The organism is Pelovirga sp. (genome assembly GCF_059864205.1).
This window is the reverse complement of the sequence record NZ_JCBCBS010000030.1, coordinates 1-1,401: the sequence shown is the minus strand read 5'-3', so window position 1 is coordinate 1,401 and position 1,401 is coordinate 1. Positions and strand designations below refer to the sequence as shown.

The window sequence follows — 1,401 nt, the reverse complement described above, 5'->3', positions numbered from 1 at the left end:
TCGTCACGGTGGATGTTGGTCACCGGCACTTCTGCCGTTGGAATCAAAAACAGATCGACCTCTTCGGTGTGAAACAGGTCGGCCTCAAACTTGGGCAACTGACCGGTGCCGGTCATGGAGGCTCGATTGACCAGAAACGGCGGCAGGGTTTCGGTATAACCGTGCTGGTCGGTGTGCAGATCGAGCATGAAATTGATCAGCGCCCGCTCCAGCCGCGCGCCGGCGCCGGTTGACAGGCAGAAACGCGCGCCGGATATTTTGCCGGCACGTTCAAAGTCAAGAATGCCAAGGTCAGGACCAAGATCCCAATGCGCCTTGGCAGTAAAATTGAATTGCGGCTTGTCACCCCAAGTGCGCACCTCCGGGTTATCCTCTTCCGACACACCAATCGGCGCCAGTTCATGGGGAATATTCGGCACCCCCATCAGCAGTTCATTTAACTGCACCTCCACCTGCGCCAGCTGATCATCGAGCTCCTTGATGCGGGCCGAGACCTCCTTCATCCGGGCAATTTCCCCCTGCACCTGGCTTTTATCTTTTGTGCGCCCGATGATTTCGGACACCTTATTCTTTTCCGCCTTCAATCCTTCCGACTCGCCGAGCAGTTCACGGCGTTGCCGATCAAGGGCCAAAAATCCGGACAGGTCGATATTTCCACCGCGCCGCGCCAATGCCTGCTGCGCCGCGTCAAAATTTTCCCGTAAATATCTGATATCAAGCATTCTTTTCTCCTTGTGATCGATCCTGTTCAGTGCTCAAGGTCAATAGCACTTTGAAGTGTAAAAGGTCAAGATAACCCCACCCCCTATTTCCCGTTACGTCCATTGACCCACCACTGATGATCCTCATCAAACCACCACTTCGACGAATCGGTCTCCCAGATGGTTTCCGCCAGCTCCTTGGCGATCTCGGTTTTTAAGCGCAAACGCGAAAAGGGGTACCACTCATCGGCGTAGCGATTGCCCAGATCCTTATGTTCTTTCAGGGACAGGACCATTTCGAGCTGATCGGCATCATGGGCCAGTTGCGCCTCGTAACTCTCACGAGCAGCAAACTCAATTAATGTATCACGGTAATCATCACCAAAGGGGAGCTCTCGGGCAAGATCATCAACCGCTTTTTGCTCATCGACCTGAACGTATTTCTTGTTGACGTAGTTCAAATCGCCGGTTCGTGCTTCAGGAATGTCGTGAAACAGGCAGAGCTGCAACACCCGCGCAACATCGGCCCTGCCATCAAGCTGAGCCAGAGCATAACCGATCATCGCCGTGCGAAAACTGTGCTCTGCCACCGACTGGGCGCCCGATCCAAGAAACTGAAAGCCGGTGCGCGGCGTACGCTTGAGCATCCCCACTTCAAACAGAAAATTCGCTATATTTTTCATACCTTTTCCTTCCCACT

Annotated in this window: 2 protein-coding genes; both read right to left on the bottom strand. The window is 53.7% G+C overall.

Going from position 1 to position 1,401, the window contains the following annotated elements:
• Window positions 1-722 (bottom strand): serine--tRNA ligase (locus tag AC6F7T_RS01900; RefSeq protein ID WP_500716280.1); only part of this gene is annotated, 722 nt, incomplete at its 3' end.
• Window positions 723-805: 83 nt separating this feature from the next.
• A complete protein-coding gene (locus AC6F7T_RS01895) occupies window positions 806-1,384 on the bottom strand; it encodes an HD domain-containing protein (protein ID WP_500716279.1) in 579 nt (192 codons plus the stop codon).
• Window positions 1,385-1,401 lie beyond the last annotated feature (17 nt).

Bases quoted from the DNA above. Each gene is read 5' to 3' on its own strand.
- AC6F7T_RS01895 (WP_500716279.1), bottom strand. From the start codon at position 1,384: ATGAAAAATATAGCGAATTTTCTGTTTGAAGTGGGGATGCTCAAGCGT.